At 69.9% G+C, this 20,107-nt stretch carries 17 protein-coding genes; 5 read left to right on the forward strand and 12 right to left on the reverse strand.

Translation table 11 applies throughout. The annotated features are described in order from the left end of the window. On the reverse strand, positions 1-1,312 hold a 1,312-nt coding region (locus D7W81_RS18950; RefSeq protein ID WP_120556818.1), incomplete at its 3' end, for a DmpA family aminopeptidase. Positions 1,313-1,379: 67 nt separating this feature from the next. Then, entirely contained in the window at positions 1,380-2,120 is a 741-nt protein-coding gene (locus D7W81_RS18955; RefSeq protein ID WP_244227287.1) for a TetR/AcrR family transcriptional regulator, read from the reverse strand. A 96-nt stretch (positions 2,121-2,216) separates the two neighbouring features. Here D7W81_RS18955 and D7W81_RS18960 point away from each other — a divergent pair, with 96 nt between their 5' ends. After that, a complete protein-coding gene (locus D7W81_RS18960) occupies positions 2,217-3,647 on the forward strand; it encodes a carotenoid oxygenase family protein (protein WP_120556801.1) in 1,431 nt (476 codons plus the stop codon). Positions 3,648-3,722: 75 nt separating this feature from the next. Continuing rightward, positions 3,723-5,003 (forward strand): phospholipase D-like domain-containing protein, encoded by a 1,281-nt coding sequence (locus tag D7W81_RS18965; RefSeq protein WP_120556802.1) that lies wholly within the window; start codon positions 3,723-3,725, stop codon positions 5,001-5,003. A 63-nt stretch (positions 5,004-5,066) separates the two neighbouring features. Here the strand turns inward: D7W81_RS18965 and D7W81_RS18970 are convergent, their stop codons facing one another. The 5 genes from D7W81_RS18970 to D7W81_RS18990 all read right to left on the reverse strand — a co-directional run bounded on the left by D7W81_RS18970 (position 5,067) and on the right by D7W81_RS18990 (position 9,732). Next, positions 5,067-7,250: a D-alanine--D-alanine ligase family protein gene (locus D7W81_RS18970; RefSeq protein WP_120556803.1), complete on the reverse strand. Its 2,184-nt coding sequence runs from the start codon at positions 7,248-7,250 to the stop codon at positions 5,067-5,069. Next, complete coding sequence (locus D7W81_RS18975) at positions 7,235-7,852, reverse strand: RDD family protein (RefSeq protein ID WP_120556804.1); 618 nt, start codon at positions 7,850-7,852, stop codon at positions 7,235-7,237. The genes D7W81_RS18970 and D7W81_RS18975 overlap by 16 nt, the downstream gene beginning before the upstream one ends. 23 nt (positions 7,853-7,875) lie before the next feature. Then, the gene (gene sglS, locus D7W81_RS18980; RefSeq protein WP_244227288.1) at positions 7,876-8,265 is read right to left on the reverse strand and encodes a type IV pili motility protein SglS; all 390 of its coding nucleotides are present in this window, start codon (positions 8,263-8,265) and stop codon (positions 7,876-7,878) included. Positions 8,266-8,490: 225 nt separating this feature from the next. Further along, positions 8,491-9,402 carry a porphobilinogen synthase gene (gene hemB, locus D7W81_RS18985; RefSeq protein WP_497747174.1) on the reverse strand — a complete coding sequence of 304 codons (912 nt, stop codon included), beginning with the start codon at positions 9,400-9,402 and terminating at the stop codon, positions 8,491-8,493. A gap of 120 nt (positions 9,403-9,522) precedes the next feature. Next, positions 9,523-9,732 (reverse strand): hypothetical protein, encoded by a 210-nt coding sequence (locus D7W81_RS18990; protein ID WP_120529209.1) that lies wholly within the window; start codon positions 9,730-9,732, stop codon positions 9,523-9,525. 384 nt (positions 9,733-10,116) lie between these two features. On the opposite strand from D7W81_RS18990, the gene D7W81_RS18995 reads away from it, so the two are divergent. Genes D7W81_RS18995 through D7W81_RS19005 form a run of 3 tightly spaced genes read left to right on the forward strand, consistent with a single transcriptional unit; the run spans position 10,117 to position 12,926 of the window. Continuing rightward, positions 10,117-10,965: an ABC transporter ATP-binding protein gene (locus tag D7W81_RS18995; protein WP_244227289.1), complete on the forward strand. Its 849-nt coding sequence runs from the start codon at positions 10,117-10,119 to the stop codon at positions 10,963-10,965. Then, positions 10,962-11,801 carry an ABC-2 transporter permease gene (locus tag D7W81_RS19000; RefSeq protein WP_120556806.1) on the forward strand — a complete coding sequence of 280 codons (840 nt, stop codon included), beginning with the start codon at positions 10,962-10,964 and terminating at the stop codon, positions 11,799-11,801. Before D7W81_RS18995 ends, D7W81_RS19000 begins: the two co-directional genes overlap by 4 nt. A 3-nt stretch (positions 11,802-11,804) precedes the next feature. Next, positions 11,805-12,926 (forward strand): hypothetical protein, encoded by a 1,122-nt coding sequence (locus D7W81_RS19005; RefSeq protein ID WP_120556807.1) that lies wholly within the window; start codon positions 11,805-11,807, stop codon positions 12,924-12,926. A gap of 49 nt (positions 12,927-12,975) precedes the next feature. Here the strand turns inward: D7W81_RS19005 and D7W81_RS19010 are convergent, their stop codons facing one another. The 5 genes from D7W81_RS19010 to D7W81_RS19030 form a co-directional block, all read right to left on the reverse strand. After that, positions 12,976-15,453 (reverse strand): glucosidase family protein, encoded by a 2,478-nt coding sequence (locus D7W81_RS19010; protein ID WP_120556808.1) that lies wholly within the window; start codon positions 15,451-15,453, stop codon positions 12,976-12,978. 198 nt (positions 15,454-15,651) lie between these two features. Next, positions 15,652-16,641: a DUF6268 family outer membrane beta-barrel protein gene (locus tag D7W81_RS19015; RefSeq protein ID WP_120556809.1), complete on the reverse strand. Its 990-nt coding sequence runs from the start codon at positions 16,639-16,641 to the stop codon at positions 15,652-15,654. 106 nt (positions 16,642-16,747) lie between these two features. Further along, positions 16,748-17,542, reverse strand: a complete 795-nt coding sequence (locus tag D7W81_RS19020; protein ID WP_120556810.1) for a tRNA1(Val) (adenine(37)-N6)-methyltransferase — start codon at positions 17,540-17,542, stop codon at positions 16,748-16,750. A gap of 12 nt (positions 17,543-17,554) precedes the next feature. Next, positions 17,555-18,700 carry a DUF1015 family protein gene (locus D7W81_RS19025; protein WP_120556811.1) on the reverse strand — a complete coding sequence of 382 codons (1,146 nt, stop codon included), beginning with the start codon at positions 18,698-18,700 and terminating at the stop codon, positions 17,555-17,557. A 67-nt stretch (positions 18,701-18,767) separates the two neighbouring features. Continuing rightward, on the reverse strand, positions 18,768-20,060 hold the full coding sequence (locus D7W81_RS19030; protein WP_208721368.1) for a hypothetical protein: 1,293 nt from the start codon (positions 20,058-20,060) through the stop codon (positions 18,768-18,770). Positions 20,061-20,107: the final 47 nt, after the last annotated feature.

Consider the following 20,107-nt stretch of genomic DNA (forward strand, 5'->3'; position numbering starts at 1 on the left):
CAGGAGGCCCGTCCAGGGGGGGCTCGTTGGGGGCCGGACGGGTCGGGAAGGGAATACCCTCCGCCCCCCGCACCTGGGTGGGCAGGGCCGAGCCCAGCGTCACCTCCCCCTCCCGGTCCTCATCGCTGGGGCGCTCCTTGGAGGCAGGCACGCTCGTCTGGTGGGGGCGCTTCTTCACCGAGGCGAAGATGGGGCGGCAGGCGTCCACGAAGCGGCGGACCTCGTCCAGGGGCAGCGCGGGCGAGTAGTTGTCGTTCACCCCCGTCATGGGCTCCGCCATGCACATGGCGTTGAGGATGGCCTCCTCCGTGGCCTCCATCACGGCCTCGTAGAGGGGGTCCAGGCGCTGATCCAGGAGGATCTTCATCTTGTAGACCATCTTCTGGGTGCGCCTGGGGATGATGTTCGCGGTGGAGAAGCCCACGACAATCTCACCGGAGCCGTGCGCCGCGTAGCTGCCTACCCGGCCGATGCCCAGGCCCACGCGCTTGCAGAGGCGGTTGATCTGATGGCTCAGGAGCGGCGCGTCCGTGGCGACGACGGCGATGATGGAGCCGTAGGACTTGCCGCGGTGGGGGGTGTTCTTGAACTTCTCCACCAGGACCTCGCCCACCGGCAGGCCGCCCACGCGCAGGTTGTGCATCTTCCCGAAGTTGGACATGACGAGCACGCCCAGCGTGTAGCCGCCCAGCACCTCCGGCAGCTTGCGCGACGACGTGCCGATGCCGGCCTTGAAGTCGCACGTCACCATGCCGGTGCCGCCGCCGACGTTGCCCTCCTGCACCGGGCCGGACTTCGCGGCGTCGATGGCGGCGACGACGTGCTCCTGGCGCACGTGGCGGCCGGAGATGTCGTTGAGCCACGAGTCGTCGCACTCGCCCACCACGGGGATGATGACGTCGTGCTCGTCGCCGATGCCGGGGTAGCGCTGGACCAGGTAGTTGGCCACGCCGTCGGACACGGCGCCCACGGCCATGGTGTTGGTGAGGAGGATGGGCGTTTCGATGAGGCCCCACTCCATCAGCTGCGTCATGCCGGAGACCTCGCCCGCGCCGTTGAGCACGAAGCCGCCCCCGCTCATGCGTTCCATGAAGATGTTGCCCAGGTTGGGCAGGATGGCCGTGACGCCCGTGCGCACCGGACCGAAGCCGGGCCGCAGCGGGCCCGAGCCTTCGATGATCGTCGTGTGCCCCACCAGCACGCCTTCCACGTCGGTGATGGCATTGTACTTCCCCGGCTTGAAGCGCCCCAGCGGCAGCCCCAGCTCCCGCGCCCGCACCCTCGGCCCATTCTCTTCCGGTATCCGCACCATGGCGCCGACCGTACCCGACAATCCCCGACGGTCAACCCTGCTTCCCTACCGACTGTCTCGCGCAGGTTCAGCCGCGCGCGGGGGGTTTCATCCCTTCGACGAGCAGCCGCGTCTGCACGCGGGCGAGCGCCTCCGCGCCCTCCACGCCCTGGGGGGATTCGCCCAGCTGCCGGTCCACGAACAGCGAAGCGAGCCCGTGCACGAGTGACCACGCGGTAAGCGTGAGAGACCGTGACTCGCCCGCGCGCAGGAGCCCCGCAGCCTGCGCGGCCTCGATGGTGCTGACCAGCAGCGTGAAGGCGCCCTGCTCTCCCTCCGGCTCGGGAGGCGGTGACATGGGCCGGGTGAAGTGCGGGCCGAACATCACCCGGAAGTGCGGCGGGTGGCGCACCGCGAACAGCACGTAGGCCTCACCCGCCGCGTACAGCCGTTCCAGGGGTCCGGTTTCGGGGGCCATGCGCTCACGCATCTCGCGCGCCATGGCGCGGAAGCCCTCGTGCGCCACCGCCTCCAGGAGCGCCTCCTTGTCCGCGAAGTGCCGGTAGGGCGCGGCGTGGGTGACGCCCGCCCGCCGGGCCACCTCCCGCAGCGTCAGCGCGCCGAAGCCCTCCTCGGCGATGAGCCCCACCGCCGCGTCCACCAGCGCCTGGCGCAGGTCTCCATGGTGATAGCGCCCCTTGTCCTCGGGGGCCTCCACCGCCTGCTTCCGCTTGCCCTTCGTCGCCACCGTCCGTGCCTCCGCATCCGCCCACTGCCGCCCGCGTGACTTGACCATCCACCGGCTGAAGTTGCCAGCGTCAACATCCATGTTGACAGCGACAACATGCGATGTTTACAGTGTCTACAAGATGGGCGGCACGGGGTTCCTCCCGCGCCCGGACGTTGCACTGGAAAGGGAGCCGTCATGACGACCGCGACGAAGCAGACGATGTCCTCCTCCGCGCCGGGCTGGCTGCGGGCGTTCCGCACGCTTCCCCGCCAGCACGGCTTCGAGCCGCTGCGGGTGGAGGGCCAGGTGCCGGAAGGGCTGCGCGGCTCGCTGTACCGGGTGGGGCCGTGGACGTTCGACGTGCACGGCCGGCCCTACCAGCACTGGTTCGACGGCGACGGCGGGATGTTGGGCGTGCGCTTCGGTGAGGACGGGGTGAAGGGGGCGTCGCGGCTGTTGGACTCGCCCACCATGGTCGCGGAGCGCGAGGCGTCCTCGCAGCGCTACGGCGGCTACGGCACACCCACGCCGCTGCTGCACAAGCTGCGACAGGCGCGCAAGAACTCCGCGAACACGTCCGTGATGGCGTGGAACGGCAAGCTCTACGCGCTCTTCGAGGGCAGCGTGCCGGTGGAGGTGTCCCCGGAGGACCTGTCCACGCTGGGCGAGACGGACTTCGACGGCACGGTGGTGGAGACGTTCTCCGCGCACCCGCACCGCGTGCCGTCGCGCAAGGCGTCCTACAACTTCGGCGTCCGCTACGGCCGGTACACGCTGGCGGACATCTTCGCCCTGCCGGACGGCGGCAAGGCCCAGCGGCTGGGCTCGGTGAAGCTGCCGGGCGCGACCATGGTGCACGACTTCATCGCCACGGACCGCTACCTCGTCTTCTTCCTGTCACCGCTGCGCCTCAACCTCTTCCGCGCGCTGCTGCAGGTGGGCTCGTACTCGGAGAACCTGCGGTGGAAGCCGGAGGCGGGCACGGAGGTGCTGGTGGTGCCCATTGACGACGTGGAGCACCCGGTGCGCATCCAGACGGACGCCTTCTACACGTGGCACTTCGCCAACGCCTACGAGGAGGGCGACACGCTGGTGGTGGACTACGTGCGCTACCCCGACTTCACGACGAACCAGTGGCTGGGTGAGCTGGTGCGCGGCACCACGTCCACCGACGCGCAGGGCATGCTGCACCGGGCGGTGGTGGACGTGAAGGCGGGCACCTTCCGCTCAGAGCAGCGGCTGGACGTCAGCTGCGAGTTCCCCCGCGTGGCGCCCGGCGTCGTGGGCCGCGCGCACGGGACGCTCTACCTGGGCGTGCACCGGAGCAACGAGGCGCGGCGCGGCCTGTTCAACGGCGTGGCGCGGATGGACGTGGCCACGGGCCGCATGACGACGGCGGACCTGGGCGGAGATGCCTACCCCTCCGAGCCCCTCTTCGTCCCCCGCCCCGGCGCCACCGCCGAGGACGACGGCTGGGTGCTCACCCAGGTCTACGACGCGAAGGCGGATGCGTCCTACGTCGCCGTGCTGGACGCGCGCCGGATGGAGGACGGCCCCGTGGCACGCTGCCACTTCGACCACGCCCTGCCCCCGACCTTCCACGGCGGCTTCGCGCCCGCGAAGTGACACTGACTCCCGCTTTCTCTGCTTTTCATACCATTTCAGCTTAAATGGTTGGAAACGGAGAAACGGAGGCAGGTCATGAAACGGCTGCTCGCAGTGGCAGGACTGGTGGTGGCGCTGGTGGGCTGTCAGCCCGAGGCGCAGACGGATCCGAACCTGGCGGCGCAGGCCCAGGGCGCGACGAACGTGCCCGGGCTCTACGTCGTGTTCAACCAGCCGGACAACACGGGCACGCGCGACTACCGCATCAAGGATGAAGTCGTCCGGCTCATCGACAACAGCCCCAAGGGTTCATACATCCGCATCGCGATGTTCCTGTGGACGACGGACCACCTGAACGCGGCCATCAAGTCAGCGCTGTGCCGGGGCGTCATCGTGCGGCTGGTGGTGGACGAGCAGAACGGCGGTGCCGCCTCGGAGTTCGCCTCCGGCGGCGTCATCCACGACATCAGCAGCTACGTGCCCCCGGCGGCGGCGTGCCCGGACGCGACGCGGCTGGAGCTCACGCGGTGCAACGGCACGGGCGCGGGCAGTGCGTGCATCGCGGGCTTCGACCGCTCGGGCACCATCATGCACGACAAGATCTTCACCTTCTCCACCACCACGGATCCGCAGGGCAACCGCATCCAGCGCGTGGTGGTGCAGGGGTCGTGGAACAACACCTACTCCCAGAACAACTACTGGAACGACATGGTCGTCAGCTACGAGGACTGGGACTGGTACGACTACTGGGTCGGCTACCACAACGACCTGCGCGGCGGCACGAAGACGACGGACTACTACAACCCCTCGACGGGCCAGGGCTACTACAGCTCCCCCAACGCGCCGTGGACCGCGTACTTCTTCCCGCGCACGGGCAACGACAACGAGCTGTCCAGCGACACCGTGACGAACAACTTCACGGACTACATCAAGACCTACGTGTCCGGCTGCACGCTGGACGTGAACCAGAACCACTTCAACGACAGCCGCGAAATCGTGGCCACGGAGCTGGTGCGCATTGGCAAGCTGGGCTGCCGCGTGCGCGTGCTCTACACGGACATGGACGCGGGCATCAAAACGAAGCTCACCGGCGCGAAGAACATCACCCTGCGCCAGCTGTACGACGTCTCCGCCAACAACGTGAAGACGAGCGACGGCACGCCGCGCGAGGTGCTCACGCACAGCAAGCACTTCGTCTACTCCGGCAACTTCAACGGGACGGTGCGCAAGATGGTGCTGACGGGCTCGCACAACCTGTCCAAGAACTCGCTGCGCTACAACGACGAGAACCTGGTGAAGTTCTACTCGGACACGCTGTGGCAGGCGTACCACGACAACTTCGAGAAGGGCTGGGCGCAGGCCCTCAACGACGGCTGACATGAACCGGGGACGGCGCCTTCCGGGCACCGTCCCCTTCCCTGCCCGCGCTTCAGCGCCAGCTCAGGACTTGAGCTCCGGACGCGGGCCCGGCGTGCCTTCCGAAGCGCCCGAGGCATTGGCCTGCGCGGTCTGTTCTTCGATCCGCTGCACTACTTTATTGAGCGGCGGCGTGGCGGTGCCGGACGGGTGCTCCGTCTGGGCCCGGCGCGCCTCGCGCTCCTTGTAGCGGCGGATCGCGGGGGCCATGATCTCCCCAATCAGCGTCCGGTAGTCCATGCCGGCCCCCGCCGCGATGAGCACCAGGTCGCTCCAGCCGGGCGTGAGGCCGGGCAGCGGGTTGCACTCGATGAAGTAGATGCGCCCCTTGTCGTCCATGCGGAAGTCGATGCGCGCCACGTCGCGGCACCCCAGCGCCATGAACGAGTTGCGCGCCGCCGTGCGCAGCTTCTCCAAGAGCGCCGGTTCAATCTTCGCGGGCGCGTCGTAGCGGATGCGATCCGTCCAATCCAGCTTGTGCTGGAAGCTGTAGACGGGGTTCTTCTCCGCCTTGTCCAGGAAGACGATCTCCATGGGCGGCAGCACGCGCGGGCGGCGCTCGCCCAACAGGCCCACCGTGAACTCACGGCCGCCGATGTACTCTTCAATCAGCGCGGGCTGCTGGTACTTGCCGGCGATCTCCTTCACCACGTCGCGCAGCTCCGTCTCGGAGTAGCAGACGCTCTTGGTGACGACGCCCTTGGAGCTGCCCTCCGCCACCGGCTTCACGATGAGCGGGAAGGAGGTGAACTCCTTGTTGAGGCGCTCCTTGCCCGTGACCATCAGCTGGAAGTTGGGCGTGAGGATGCCCGCCTGACGGACGATCTTCTTCGCCAGCGCCTTGTCCAACGCGAGCGACAGCGTCGCGGGGTCGGAGCCCGTGTACGGGATGTCCAGGAGCTCCAGCATCGCGGGCACCTGGCTCTCGCGGTTGCGGCCCTTGAACCCTTCCGCGATGTTGAAGACGACGTCCAGGGGCGTGCTGGAGAGCACCGTGGGCAGCTCCGCCGTGGCCTCCAGGTCGATGACCTCGTGGCCCCACGACGCAATCGCCTCGCGGATGGCCTGGAGGGTGTTGGGCGAGTCGTACTCGGCCTCGCTGTCCTCCTGCACCGTCTCCGCCGTGGCGCTGGGCTTCACGCGCTTCACGTTGAAGCTGAAGCCCACGCGCAGCGGTCCGGACTTGCGCGCGGGCTTGCCCTGGCGGCTCTTGTTGTCGCGGATCTTGTGGCGCTTGCCGGCGCTCTGGATGATGGAGTTGATGACCCCGTCCAGGTGCAGCCCTTCCAGCTCCGCCGCGGCGTAGATGCCCGCTCCCGGCTCCAGGCTGGGCAGCGCGTTGATCTCCAGGAAGTACGGCACGCCCGCGTCGGACACGCGGAAGTCCAGCCGGCCCAGGTCGCGGCAGTCCAGCACCTGGAGGATCTTCTGCGCCATGGTGCGGACGTCCTCGGACATCTTCGCCGGGATGTTCGCGGGGGCGCGCACGGACACGGCCTTCTCCCGGCGCGTCTTCAATTCGTAGTCGTAGATGGCGTACTTGCGGCCCGCTGACGCCTCCGGGTCGATGACGTACTCCACCGGCGCGAGCACGCCGTCGAAGTCGTTGTCCACCGCGGCCAGGAACGGCACCGTGAGGTCGCGCCCGCTGATGTACTCCTCCACCAGCACGCCCGCCGGGTACTTCTCCAGCGCCTTCGCCACCTTCTCGCGCACCTGCTCCAGCGTCTCCGCGACGGAGTCCTGGGTGATGCCCTTGGAGGAGCCCTCGAAGTTGGGCTTCACGATGACGGGGAAGTGCAGGTTCTCCGCCGTCAGCTCGCTGAGCTTCTCCACGTACTGCCAGCCCGGCGTGCGGATGCCGTGCTTGGACAGGATGAGCTTCGTGAGCTGCTTGTCCAGCGTGAGCGCCAGCGCGTACGCGTCCGAGCCCGTGTAGGCGAAGCCCAACTCGTCGAAGAGCGCCGGGTAGAACGCCTCACGGAAGCGGCCACGGCGGCCCTCCGCCGTGTTGAAGATGAGGTCCGGGCTGTACGCCTCCAGGCGGGCGACGGTGCGCGACGCGGGGCCGCTCACCTCGAAGCGCTCCAGGCGGTGGCCCAGCCGCTCGATGGCTCCCGCCAGCGTGTTCACCGTCTCCTGCGTGTCGAACTCCGCCTCTTCTTCCGAGTCCGAAAGCCGCAGGTTGTAGGTCAGCGCGATGCGCATGGCTTACCCCGTCTCCCTTTCCTGAACGCCTTGCCGCGGCGCACTTTCGCCGCCGACATCAAACGACCCGGGGCGCGCGTGGCGGCCACCGGCGTGCGGGCTGCAACCGTCGCCCCCGCGACAACCTTCCCGTCCACCACCTGCGTCTGCGCCCAGGTGTCCCCCAGCCGCAGGCCCAGCGGATCGGCCAGCACGCGCCACGCCTCCACGCCGCCAATCACCACGAAGCCCGCCAGGGCGGCCACCACGCCCTGCGGCGCGGGCATCATGCTCAGCAGCACCACCAGCGCGAGCGGCGCGTTGCGAAGCGTGCTGTCGCGGTGGCGTGCGGCCGAGCGCGTGGGCAGGTGCATCACCTTCACGCCGCAGATGCGCTTGCCCACGCTCTGCCCCTGGAGCATCCCGTCCGCGAGCAGCAGGAACAGCAGCGCCACCACCGCGCCCGCCGCGCCGCACACCACGTACAGGCCCCAGGCCACCGCGCAGTCGATGACCCGCGCGCCCAGCCGCAGGAGCAGCGACGCCTTCGGGTAGGGCGAATCCGGCTCCGCGTCCTCCTGCACCAGCCGCAGTACGCGGGGAGCGCTCCGCTCCGTCGCCATGAGGCTGCGTTCGGGGGCGGCGCTCACTCCTCGGGCTCCAGCGTGAGGCCCTCTTCGGTGGGCTCCGGCTCATCCAGCCCGGCGAGCTTCGCCAGCCGCTGGTGCGCGGACAGCGGGTGGACGAAGGGCACCACCGTCTGCGCGTGCTCACCGGCGTGCTCCGCCGCGAGCTGGGCCGTGGGGCTGCCGCCTTCCGACATGCGCAAGAGCTTCTGCCGCGCGTCGTCCTCGTCGTGCCGCGCGGCCTCGCCTTCGCGGGTGAAGAAGACGAAGGCCATGGCCGGGCGCTTGGAGGACTCGCGCATCGCGAACTGCACGCCGTCCAGGTTCCAGCCCTTGGCCGTCCACTCGTTCAAGGTGCGCTCCAGCGCGCCCTCGTCCACCGTGGACAGCTCCACCACTTTGTACTGCAACGGTCCCGGCTCACGGACCACCGGAGCGCGGCCCTTCCCGGGGCGCTGGACCCGGCCCTTGCGGGGTGCCTGGGCCTGGGGCCGCGAGGCGCCACGTCGTGGCGGAGGCTTCTCGGTTCTGCGTCCGGGCCGCTTCTTCTGGGTGGGCATCGTGGTGGGGACCATTTGGGCGCAAGCGGCGGAAGCGATCAAGCCTTCCGCCGAACACGGCTGCCCGGGTGTCGCCTAGAGGAGCTTGGCCGCTTCCAGGGCGTGGTAGGTGATGACCAGGTCGGCGCCGGCGCGCTTGATGGAGGTGAGGACCTCCAGCATCACGCGCTCGTAGTCCACCCACCCGTTCTGCCCGGCGGCCTTGAGCATCGCGTACTCGCCGGAGACGTTGTACGCGGCGAGCGGCAGGTCGAAGTTCTCCCGCAGCGCGCGGATGACGTCCAGGTACGACAGCGCCGGCTTCACCATGATGAAGTCCGCGCCCTCGTCCACGTCCAGCGCCGTCTCGCGGATGGCCTCGCGCACGTTGCCGGGGTCCATCTGGTAGCCGCGCCGGTCGCCGAACTGCGGCGTGCTCTGCGCGGCCTCACGGAAGGGGCCGTAGAAGCCGGAGGCGTACTTCGCCGAGTACGCCATGATGGGCGTGTCCTGGTGCTTCACCTCGTCCAGCGCCTTGCGGATGGCTCCGATGCGGCCGTCCATCATGTCCGAGGGGGCGATGATGTCCGCGCCCGCCTGCGCGCACGTGACGGCCATCTGGGCCAGCAGGGGCAGCGTGGCGTCGTTGGCCACGTGGTTGCCGTCCAGCACGCCGCAGTGGCCGTGGTCGGTGTACTCGCACAGGCACACGTCCGCGATGACCTGGAGGTCCGGCTCCGCGGCCTTGATCTCCCGGATGGCGCGCTGGACGATGCCGTCCGTCGCGTACGCCTGGGTGCCGCGCGCGTCCTTGTGGTCCGGGATGCCGAAGAGGATGACGGCGGGCACGCCCAGCGACTTCGCGAGCTTTGCCTCCTTCACCGCGTGCTCCAACGAGAGGTTGAAGATGCCCGGCATGGAGGAGATGGGACGGCGCACGTCCCGGCCTTCCACGACGAACAGCGGATAGATGAAGTCCGTGGGGGAGAGGCGTGTCTCTCTCACCATGTCACGGAGCGCCGCCGAGCGGCGCAGCCTGCGGGGACGGTGGACGGGGTGGGCCATGGGTCGCCGGTATAAACCGCAAGGCCCCGCGCTTCACCCCTTCCGCGTCGCGAATCCGCCTGCTCAGCCGGCGACGGGGCGCCAGGTCAGCTGATGCCGGCGCGAATCACGCGCCATGCGGTCGGCCCGTCGGCCGGCCAGGTCCGCCTCGTACAGCGCCCGGGCGTAGCGCACCCGCGCCGCCTCGGTCCCGGTGTCCAGCTCCCGCTCGGCCGCCTCCAGCTCACGGCGCGCGTCCTGAAGCTGCTGCTCGGTCCCGTTTGCCCACGTCATGCCCATGGCTCCTGTGTGTTGTGTCCGCGGGGGGTGGCATCCAGGTCCCGCGGGTCGTGGACAGGCATTGCAGGGGCTGGACCAGGAACACCGTTGGAACACCCAGGAGTCCAACGTCCGGGAATGACGGGGTTTCGCAACGCGCCACGCGCGCTCCGGGTGCGCAAGGCCTTTCCCAGCGGCGCGAACAGGGGAACGCAATGGGAAACCCGCATGCAGGGCCGCCCGTCCCTCCCCCGGGTTCGATGCGGGTGCAATCATCGCCCCACCGGGTCGTCTACAGTCTTGACCGTGACGACCCCACCTCCCGCCCTTGAAGTGCAGGGCCTGCGAAAAACGTATCGCCGAGCGTTCGGACGCGGCGGCCATGAGGCCCTCAAGGGCATGGACCTCCACGTCCCGGCGGGCAGCGCGTTCGGGCTGATTGGCCCCAACGGCGCGGGCAAGACGACCTTCATCAAGAGCGTGCTCGGCATCGTGCGGCCCACGGCCGGGACGGTGCGCGTGCTGGGCGGGTCGCCGGAGGATCCAGCCATCCGCGCGCGCATCGGCTACCTGCCGGAGCGGCTGCACCTGCCCGGCACGTGGAAGTCGCCCGCGTTCCTGGCCACCGTGGCGAGGCTCAAGGGGCTCAAGCCGGACACGGCCGCGCTCGCGCGGCTCTTGGAGCGCGTGGGGCTTTCGGACGCGCTGGACCGGCGCATCGGCGGCTACTCCAAGGGCATGCGGCAGCGGCTGGGACTGGCGGCGGCGCTGCTGGGAGATCCGGCGCTGCTCGTCCTGGACGAGCCCACGGACGGCATCGACCCCATGGGCCGGCTGGAGGTGCGCCGCATCCTCCAAGAGGAGGTCCAGAAGGGCGTGACGCTGTTCCTCAACTCGCACCTGCTGGCGGAGACGGAGCGCGTGTGTGACCGCGTGGCCATCCTCGCGGACGGGCGCGTGCTGCGCGAAGGAAGGCTGGAGGAATTGGCGAAGGCGGGGGCACGCTGGCGCGTGCGCTTCGCGCCCGGCGCGGACCGGGCGGCGCTGGCGGCCGGGGGCTTCGCGCCGGTGGGAGGCGTCCGGGAGGAAGGCGTGTACACGGTGGACGCGGCGGACGTGGCGGTGCTGAACGCGGCGCTGGACCGGGCGCGGGCCTGTGGCGCGCTCTTGATGGAGCTCAAGCGCGAGGGCGCGGACCTGGAGGCGGTGCTCCTGGGCGCGGTCGGCGGGCCGGGGGTGGCGGCATGAAGAGCCCTGTCTTCGTCATCGCGGGCTATGTGCTGCGCGAGGCGGCGTCGCGCAAGTTCATCCTGGCCTTCATGGTGGGCCTGACGCTGGTGCTGGCCACCGTGGCGCTCAGCCTCAAGCTGGAGGTGGTGGACGGGGCGCTCGCGGCGACGCGCCTGTTCGGCGAGGTGATGCGCTCGAACATCATGTCCGTGGACGTGGCGCTGCGGCCCGTCTACCGCGCGGCGGCGTACCTCGTGTTCTACGGCGGCATCCTCTTCGGCATCGTGGCGTGCTCGGACTTCGCGCCGGGGCTGCTGTCGCCCGGCCGCATCGAACATCTGCTCGCCCTGCCCCTCCAGCGCTGGCACCTGCTGGCCGGCACGTTCCTGGGCGTGATGACGCTGGCCGTGGGCGGCACGGTGTACGCCGCGGGAGGCCTGACGCTCATCTTCGGCGTGAAGGCGGGGTACTGGACGGCGGGGCCGCTCATTGCTGGAGGGCTGGCGTGCGTGGGGTTCGCGGCGGTGTACGCGGTGATGCTCACCACGGCGACGCTGGTGAGGAGCGCGGCCCTGTGCTCCGCGGCGGGCTTCGTGCTGCTGGTGGGCGGCATCCTCGCGGGCTTCCGCGCGGACGTGTCACGCTACCTGGAGGCGGGCTTCGGCCGCACGGCGTTCGACGCGGTGACGCTGGTGCTGCCCCGGCTGTCCTCGCTGGCGAATCGCGCGGCGGACCTGGCCAGCGCCACGCCGTTGGAGAAGGGCTCGTTGGGGATGTTGCTGGGCGGCGTGCTGGTGTTCGGACTGGGAGCGCTCTCCGTGGGCTTCTGGCACTTCGAGGGAAAGGACTGCTGAGTCATGGAATCGCGCGGACGCAGGAGGGTGTGGCTGGTGGGGGCCGTGCTGTTGTTCGCCGCGGGCGCGGTCCTGATGTTCACGGGCCAGGGCGACAAGCCGCCCGCCGAAGAGAAGGACGTGGCCTTCCCCCGGCGCATGCGCGGGGAGGACCTGGCGCGCGCGGAGAAGCGGCGCACCTGGGTGATGCCCGCGGCGGTGGACGCGGGCGTGGCCTCGCCCATGAAGCCGCGAGACCCGCTGCTCGCGGCGCTGCCCCGGGGCCCGGGCCGCACGGCGGTGGTCATCGAGGCGAACGCGCTGCGCTACTCGCCCGTGGGCGAGCTGCTGATGGACTGCCTCCTGCGGGATGGCGGCAAGAACCTGGAGCAGTTCAAGGCGATGAGCGGTGTGGATCCGCTCCAGGACCTGGACCGGCTGGTCATCACCGACGAGGGCGTCATCCTCTCCGGCGACTTCAGCAAGGCGAAGTACCAGGAGCTCCTGGGCGAGCGCGTGGCGTCCGACCACGGCCCGGGCGCGCGTGTGTACGAGGCGGGGGACACGACCTTCACCCTGCCGGACGGCGGCACGCAGCGCGGGCGCATGGACACATCGGTGGGCACCTGGAACAACCAGATGCTGGTGTTCGGCAAGTCGCCGGACTCCGTGAAGACGGTGCTGGACCGCATGGACGGGCGCGGGGCGGAGGACGGGCCGCCGCTGCTGGATGAGAACAGCACCTACGGGGAGATGTACGGCGTGCTGGCGGTGGAGACGCTGGCGAAGTTCCTGGGCCCGGATCAGGCGGAGCTGGCGCAGCGGCTGACGGACGTGGCCCAGAACGTGGAGCTGCACCTGGACACCAGCGGCGACGTGGCCATGGTGGCCAACGTGACGGGCCTGGACGCGGACAAGATGACGGACCTGGGCAAGTCCCTGGGCGGCGCGCTGTCCATGGCGCGCATGAAGGCGCAGACGGAGGGCAAGGAGGACCTGGCCCAACTGCTGGACTTCGCGAAGGTCCGGCCGGACGGCTCGTCCTTCAAGCTGGAGCTGGCGGTGCCCCTGGCCACCCTCCAGGAGCAGCTGTCCTGGTGCCGCGAGGAGCGCCAGGCCGCCGAGCAGGCGAAGCCCGCGCCGTAGACGCGAACCGGGGAGCGGCGAAGACCCGCTCCCCGGAGCACGCGGTGCTTTAGTTGCTCATCGTATAGCGGTCTCCGGCGAGCACGGGGGTGCTCACGCCCCGCTCCGGCACCTTGACGGTGTACTGCCCGCGGAAGATCTGGAAGGTGCGGTTGCCTGGCTGAGAGATGCCATTCTGGGCCGCCCAGAACGTGGGCCCCAGGTTGCTCGCGCTGTCGCGGTACCACGCGATGGAGCCCACTTCGTCGCCGATCTCCAGGTAGTAGCGGCCGGGCTTCATGGACGCGAAGTTCATCGGCACGTCCGAGTTGTCCACGACGTTCTTGAAGGTCTGCTTCGCCATCAACTTCCAGCCCTCCCCGTTGTCGCGGAAGAGCTTCGCGGTGAAGCCCGACGTGCTGGTGACGTAGGTGCCGATGCGCAGCGTGGCCCGGTCGAAGGGCTGGGCGGCGTCGAAGACCTGCCCCAGCGTGCCGTTCAGCGTATCCGGCACGCTCACCCCCGTCTGGCTGAGCAGCACGCTTTGTGGGGCCTGAACCGCGCGGAAGCTGAAGTCCCCGTCGAGCATGGTGCTCCCCTGGATGGCAACGCCAGGCACGGTGGAGACCTGGTTGCGCCACCACGCCAGCGGGCTGGAGGGGGCCCGCATCGTCAAGCGGTAGACCCAGTCATTCGCGGGCTGCGGCGGCACGGCCATATACACCCACGCGTTGTTCTGAACCCCAGACAGACGTCGCGTCACGATGGGCGCCCAGCTCGCCCCCTGATTGCTGGAGGACTCCAGCGACAGGTCGAACTCCATGCCGCTGTCCACCGCGTAGGTGCCCACGCGCACGCCGACTTCGTTGAAGGCAGCCGCCGGGAAAAACGTCTGCGTCAGCGAGGAGGTGCCCACCTCGGTCGCGATGTCATTCAGGGTGTCTTCACGGTCCTGCTGCGCGACGGCCTCACCCCGGATCACCTGGATGCTCCGGAGCGTGCCCCGGTAGTTCACGTCAGCCACCGAGGCGTGAAGCAGCGCCGTGGGCATCTCCGGTTTCACGTGCAGGCCCTGCAGGTCCGCGCTCACCCCCATGAAGCCATAGAGCATCGTCAGGGCATTCAGACCTGACTCGGAGAACTCACCGTTGGTTCCCACCTCGTCCTTGAGTTCCCCGAAGGAGTTCATACCGCGCGCGTACGGGTCCGGGTCCCCTTCCGGGACCGCGGGATGCCAGGGCATGCCCTTGACGTCATACGTGAGCCGATATGCGTCCCGCGTCATCTGGGTCAGCATCCGCTGGAACTTCACCATGGCGTCATCCGCGTGGCGGTAACGCAGCCGCGCCATGATGTCGTAGTAGGCCACCCAGAGGAAGGTTCCGCCGTTCTGGAAGTGGGTGCCGTAGGCACGGGGTTCCTTCTCGGAATGGCCCGGCGCCGGATCAGGATTCGACCAATGGTCCCACTCGTCCGTCGTGACCGGCAGCGTGTTGGACCGGGGCGCGAAGACATGCTGGTACGCGGAGGTGGAGCCGTTCCGCGCTCCCCCTTCGCTCGGCGCGACGGGCGAATCCAGCCACTCCAGGACGCGGTCCGCATCCGCTGGCGAGGGCAGCCCCCGGACCAGCGCGGGCAGGTTGACATAGGTGTAGCCCGCGTCATGCCGCACGCCATTCACGTCACGCCAACCCGCGTAGCGATTGCCCGTCCAGAGTTCGGCGCGGTACTGCGCGGGAAAACTGGCGGCGCGGTTGCGATAGGCCAGAGCCTTGGAGGGGTTTCCCGCGGCCTCCTCCAGGTCACCCATGGCCCGTAGCGCCGAGTAGAACGAAGCGTTCACCCAGCCGTCCTTATGGCCCGAACGGATCTGGTCCATGTACGTGCTGGGACGGCCCGTGGCGGTGCCATTGTTGGTATTGCCGGGCGTCACCAGGAGCCCTGACGCCCCCTGCATGGTCCCCAGCATGTAGGAGTCCATGACGACTTCCGCGCGGGGAAGCATGAGGTTCAGGAATGCCGCGTCACGCGTCCAGAGGTAGAGGATGTGGATGCCATTGATGTACGCCGGCACCTGATCGAAGTGGAAGGAGCGCGTCAGGGCATGGGAGTCCAGGCAGCGCGGGGGGACGGGCTTGCCCTCCACCACGCAGTTGTCCAGCCAGCCCTCATGAAGGGACCACGACCAGACATACCCTGTCGGCTGGACAAGCACCGGGACGGGGTTCACCGGGGTGTACACCCCATTGACCTTATGGTCCTCGACGAAGGCTTTCACCTTGTCGCGAGCGATGTAGTCATTGGTCCAGGCGAACTTCATCGCATCCCACTCACTCCAGGGAGGAATCCCCCCGTAGGAGTCATTGCTGAGATTTCCCGGGTTGATGGCGCTTCCGGTCAGGTGCCACCCCAGGCCATAGATGTTCCAGTACTCATTGAGGGGGAGGGTGAGTGAGACGCGCGACGACGTCTGGAAAGGGTCGGTCGCGAAGGCGGGCGGGGAGACGGCGAGGCTGGCGGCAAGGACAAGCGTTGCAGCACGCTTCATGGGAAATCCTTCATGGGGAAAGAGACCGTGGCGCTCGCAAGTGCTCGCGCGACGGTCCCGATCCGGGTGCTTATCAAGGCCCATGCCAGATCAACGCCGGGCGAGACACCGTCCATGACTTCGCCAGCAAGGAGCCCGCCGTCCATGCTCCGGGACGAGAGTCCCTCGCGGAGACGCCGGGACACCGGGCCGCCCGCGTCAGGGCGCCGGGCGCGGGCTCTTCGCCTTCGCCTGGGGCCGCGCGGGACGCCAGCCGAGAATCACCCGGCCATACGGCGCGGGCCCCATGTCCAGCCCGGGGACCTTCAGGCTGTCTCGCTGGCGGTCCAGCAGCGCGTAGTCGTTGATCAACGACAGGCCCACCGACGAGCTCAGCCACAGGTCGCGGCCCAGGTGGACGTTCACCGTGGGGCCCACGCGGACCTGCGTCTCACGCAGATAGCTTGCGCCCATGGCCTGCAGCTCCGGTTCAAAGCGGGTGCGCAGCACCTGCATGTCGAGCGCCCCCACCAACCCCAGCTCCACCGTGTCGCCCAGCTTGCGCAGGAGCGTGAGTCGCGGCAGGCCCACCTCCACGATGTACGGGCCCCGGTTGTAGGTCACGTTCAGGATGGGGATCACCGGCAGCGTGTCGAACGGCCACAGCGCGACCACGCCAAACGTCACCGCGAAGCCGGGCGTGTCCCCCAGCTGGTGGCTGGCCAGCGCGAACACCACCCACGACGTGTCCAGCGTCAGGTCGAAGGAGGACTGGAAGTCCGTGCGCGTGCTGCCCGTCACGCCGGTGATCACCAGCCAGCGCGGCGCCACGGGCCGGATGAGCGTGAGCCCCAGCTGGATGCGGTGGTACTGCCGCTCCACCGCGTCCTCCACGGAGGGCACCTCCGCGCCCATCCACCGCGTCTCGTAGCCCACCGATGGCAACAGGTACGTGCGCCCCAGGACGACCGGCGGCAGCGGCACGCGCAGCTCCAGGCTCCGCCGCTCCTTCACGTGGGCGCCGCCCGCCGCCAGCGAGCCGCCGCCGGAGAGGCTGTAGCCCAGGTAGAGCCGGTCCGCCTGCGTCTGCGCTCCGACGCGCGTGCCTGACAGCAGCACCAGCGCCACGGCCCAGCAGCCCACGACCGGGGCCGAGGCCAGCAGGGCCCGGAGCCGCCATCGCACGGCGCGGAGGAAGTCCACGCGCATCACACCCTGCCTTCGCAAAGAAGGGGCGTCCGGTCCCGCCCCCGAGGCCGGAGAGTCTACCCTGCCCCGCTCCACCCGGGGTGAAACGAAAGCGCACGGGTGTGCGTCAGCCCACCATCGCGTTCACTTCATCCGTGAAGGCCGCTTCCTCCTCCGCGTGGACGACGAGCGGCGGCAGCACGGTGAGGTCCGGCCGGCCGCCCTTCACCGCGTGGAGCAACACCAGCTTCGCGGGCCGGTCCGCGCGAGGATGCACCATGCGCACCGTGCGCGGCTCCAGTTGCAGCGTGCGAAGCACGGACACCAGCTCGCAGAAGCGCGACGCCGGGTACACCATGCACAGCCCACCCCGGGGCACCAGCAGGTAGGCCGCCGCGCGCACCACGTCCGGCAGCTCGCAGGCAATCTCATGCCGCGCGAGCGCCTTCTCCAGGGACAGGTTGCTCTGGCCCGCGGTGCGCGCGCGGTACGGCGGGTTGCACAGCACGTGGCCGAAGCTGCTCGCGGGGAACGTCTCCGCCACGAGCCGCAGGTCGCCCTGCACCAGCGTCACCTCGCCCTCGCAGCGGTTGAGGTACACGTTGCGCTCGGCCAGGGAGAACAGGCCCGGTTGCAGCTCCAACGCGGTGATGCCCGCGCGCCCCAGCCTCCGCGCCAGCACCAGCGGGATGATGCCGCACCCGGTGCCCAGGTCGAGCAGCCGCCCCCGGAGCGCCCCCGCCTCGAACACCGCGAAGTGCGCCAGCAGCACGGGATCCAACGTGAAGCGGTAGCCCAGCCGCCGCTGGAGCACCCGCACCTCGCCGCCGCAGATGGCGTCGAGCGTTTCTCCCGGGCCGGGCTCCAACCGCAGCCGCACCCGGTGGGGCCAGTCCTGCGCGGTGCCGGTCAGCGCACGCACGCGGGGGGGCCGTCAGGCTTCGGGATCCAGGAAGAGCAGGCCAGCGGGCACGCGCGGCTCCACGCGCAGGGTGCGCGGCGGCAGGGTGGCCTGGGCCTCCATCACCGCCCTCACCTCCCACACGGGCGGCGGGTTGAGCGCGAAGCCCACCTGGAACGTGCCGGCCTCCACGCCCGCCACCAGCGTGTCCAGGCCGTGCACCGGGAAGACTTGAGGATGTCCGGACGCCTCCGGTTCCTGGATGCCCAGCACCGTGCGCAGCACCAGCGCGTTGAGCAGCGCCAGGTCCAGGCTGCGCAGCGTGGGATTCCGCGGCGCGCCCTTCAGGTGCGCCAGGTCCAGCCCCTGCCGGAAGCGCAGGATGCGGCCCCGGCCGCCCGGCAGCACCAGCAGGACGGCATGTTGTCCGGGCACCAGCGTGGCCAGCCGCTCGCGCGCCGCGGAGAGCCCCTGCGGTGTGGTGAGGGGCGCGTCCAGCTCCGTCACGCGCGCGTAGGCCGACACCAGCGTGAGGAAGGTCTCCTCCTGGAAGGTCTCCACGCCCTTGAGGGCACGGTGGATGGGGCACAATTCCAGGCCCGGCTCGGACAGCGGCACCACCGCGGCCAGCGTCCGGCCCTGCTCGCTCAGGGCCGCCAGGGGCCGCATGGGGGCCTCGTCCAGCACCGCCTGCAGGCGCTTGGACACCGGGGACGGCTCGATGCGCAGGAGCGACACCGGGCTGCCGTCGTACTGCCCCTTCCAGACGGAGATGCCGCGCTCGGCGGCTTCGGCCAGCAGGGCCCGGAGGGCGCCGTGGTCATCCGCCACCAGGGTGACGGCGGGCTCCACCTCCCACGCGCGGGGCCGGTACGGGTCCTGCTCCAGCGACGGCACCGCGTCCGGCGTCAGCGCACACAACAGATAGCGCACCGGAGGACCGGAGAACCGGCCCGCGGGGCCGTGCAGCTCCACGACGTAGAGGGCGGGACGTGCGTCCTTCAACAGCCCGCCCGAGTCCCGCATCCGGCGCAGCTCCGCGCTCGGGTTCGCGGCCTCCAGCAGGGGCCGCACATGTGCGGGCAGCGGGGCCGCGTTTCCGCGAGGAGGACCGTCCCCGGGCTCCAGCGAGGAGTCCAGCGACGTCAGGAGGGCCGAGAACGGGAGGACGCGCGCCATACCGGGCAAAGGTGGTGCTGCCCCCTCCCGCGCGCCATGACGCCTGCCCGCCCGTCCTCCAGGCCGTCTACCACCAGACGTTCTTGTAGGGCCGGTCCTTCGCGCCGCGCGAGCTGCGCATGGCGGACCGGTCCACGCTCTCCTCCCACAGGAGGCTCACGGTGGTGATGGCGCCCGCGGAGCCCAGGAAGGACAGCACGTAGGGGGTGGACTGGTTGAAGCCGCCCAGCACCAGGCCGGAGATGAGCAGCACCGCCGCGCCCACGCCGCCACCGAAGAGGTCCGCGCGGAGGATCTGCGACGACGTCGGGTTGTAGCGCATGGTCGACAGCGCCAGCACGCCCGCGCCCACGCCCGGGGCGATGAGCAGCATGTCCTTCCACGTCTTGCCGGAGATGGACGTGCCGGAGAAGTGCACGATGGCGAGGAACAGCGCGCTGTACGCCGCCGCCCAGCCCGCGCCGGAGGCCACCAGCAGGCCGTCCGCGAGCGGCAGCTGCCCGCCGCCGATGCCCGCCGTCAGCCACGCCCCCAGCTCCGCGCCCAGGAACGCGGCCCAGGTGAGCACGCCCGAGTCCTGGGTGATGAGGTCCATGAAGCCCCCCATGAACATGCCGCCCACCAGCGAGTTGACGATGCTGAAGTTCGCCATGGGCGTGTCAACCCAGTTGTTGAACTGCCACCACGCGGAAGCGCCGAAGCCCAGGCCCGCGCCAATGAGGGTGCCCGCGAGCATGGCCTCGCGCGAGGTGCGGTCGAAGCTGAAGTCCTTGGAGAACGCCTGCGTGAAGAAGCCGCCCATCGCGCCCATGGCCGTGTGGTGCAGCACGAAGCGCATGCTGCCGGGACCGGACAGGAAGGGCCCCCTGCGGCGCTGGCCGTCCAGGAACACCCCGTTGTCCTCCGGAGGCGGACGCAGGCGCGAGGCCGTGGTCACGGACTCGTCCCGCGTGGACTCCTGGCGCACGCCCTGCGGACCTTCCGTCAGCGGGGCCTGCGGCTCCGTGCGCAGGCGGTCCGGATCCGGCGGCGCGAGCGGTGCGTCGCCCGGGGGCGGCAGCGTGTCATCCGGGTTCGCCCGCGGCGCGGCCTGCGTGGGCGGCGGATACGCGCCGGTGTCCGACGGCTGCTCGGGAGGTGGCTGTCCGTAGGCGTCCGTGGAGGGCGTCGCGGGCCGCGGCTCCTCCTGCGGCTCGGCCTGCGAGGACGGCGCGGGATACATGCCCGGCGCGGGCGGAGGCGGCGGCTGCGGCGCCGGGTAGACGCCCGTGCCACCCGCCTGCGCCAGGGCGAGGCCCGGCAACATCAGCGCGACCGCGAGGACGGTGACAGGGAGGTTCCAGGTTCGACGATGTGACACGCGAGGGGCTCCTTGGGTCCGGCCGTCCGGCAGAAAACCACAACCGA

It is taken from the genome of Corallococcus aberystwythensis (genome assembly GCF_003612165.1).
GTDB lineage: Bacteria > Myxococcota > Myxococcia > Myxococcales > Myxococcaceae > Corallococcus > Corallococcus aberystwythensis.

Coding starts and splice junctions, on each gene's coding strand:
- D7W81_RS19010 (WP_120556808.1), bottom strand. CDS start 15,453: ATGAAGCGTGCTGCAACGCTTGTCCTTGCCGCCAGCCTCGCCGTCTCC.
- D7W81_RS18965 (WP_120556802.1), top strand. CDS start 3,723: ATGAAACGGCTGCTCGCAGTGGCAGGACTGGTGGTGGCGCTGGTGGGC.
- D7W81_RS18975 (WP_120556804.1), bottom strand. CDS start 7,852: ATGGCGACGGAGCGGAGCGCTCCCCGCGTACTGCGGCTGGTGCAGGAG.
- D7W81_RS18970 (WP_120556803.1), bottom strand. CDS start 7,250: ATGCGCATCGCGCTGACCTACAACCTGCGGCTTTCGGACTCGGAAGAA.
- D7W81_RS19000 (WP_120556806.1), top strand. CDS start 10,962: ATGAAGAGCCCTGTCTTCGTCATCGCGGGCTATGTGCTGCGCGAGGCG.
- hemB (WP_497747174.1), bottom strand. CDS start 9,402: ATGGTGAGAGAGACACGCCTCTCCCCCACGGACTTCATCTATCCGCTG.
- D7W81_RS18955 (WP_244227287.1), bottom strand. CDS start 2,120: ATGGATGTTGACGCTGGCAACTTCAGCCGGTGGATGGTCAAGTCACGC.
- D7W81_RS18990 (WP_120529209.1), bottom strand. CDS start 9,732: ATGACGTGGGCAAACGGGACCGAGCAGCAGCTTCAGGACGCGCGCCGT.
- D7W81_RS19025 (WP_120556811.1), bottom strand. CDS start 18,700: ATGGCGCGCGTCCTCCCGTTCTCGGCCCTCCTGACGTCGCTGGACTCC.
- D7W81_RS19005 (WP_120556807.1), top strand. CDS start 11,805: ATGGAATCGCGCGGACGCAGGAGGGTGTGGCTGGTGGGGGCCGTGCTG.
- D7W81_RS18995 (WP_244227289.1), top strand. CDS start 10,117: ATGGACCTCCACGTCCCGGCGGGCAGCGCGTTCGGGCTGATTGGCCCC.
- D7W81_RS19015 (WP_120556809.1), bottom strand. CDS start 16,641: ATGCGCGTGGACTTCCTCCGCGCCGTGCGATGGCGGCTCCGGGCCCTG.
- D7W81_RS18960 (WP_120556801.1), top strand. CDS start 2,217: ATGACGACCGCGACGAAGCAGACGATGTCCTCCTCCGCGCCGGGCTGG.